Annotated in this window: 1 protein-coding gene; it reads left to right on the top strand. The window is 73.2% G+C overall.

Features of this window, described 5'->3' with window-relative positions:
- Positions 1–272 (top strand): hypothetical protein (locus tag SB719_RS20140; RefSeq protein ID WP_412159738.1); only part of this gene is annotated, 272 nt, incomplete at both ends.

Here is a 272-nt window from a genome sequence, read left to right as displayed (position 1 = left end):
CCGTGTCGTCGCCGAGCAGGTCGACGCCGGCGCCGACTGGATCAAGCTCTACACCGGTCTGTCGCCCGCGCTGTTGCAGGCCGGCATCGAGGCCGCGCATGCGCACGGCCGCCCGGCGGTCGGGCACCTGGAGGACGTCGCGTGGACCGACGCCCTGTCGATGGGACTGGATGGACTCGTGCATCTGATGCCGGTCAGCCCGGATCTGCTGGCGCCCGCCGACGCCGCGGCCTATCGCGCGTCCCGCCGTCCCGGGGCGTTCGCGTTCTTCG

It is taken from the genome of Pantoea sp. SIMBA_079 (genome assembly GCF_046940275.1).
Lineage (GTDB): Bacteria > Pseudomonadota > Gammaproteobacteria > Enterobacterales > Enterobacteriaceae > Pantoea > Pantoea borealis.
This window is presented reverse-complemented; position numbering and strand designations above follow the sequence as displayed.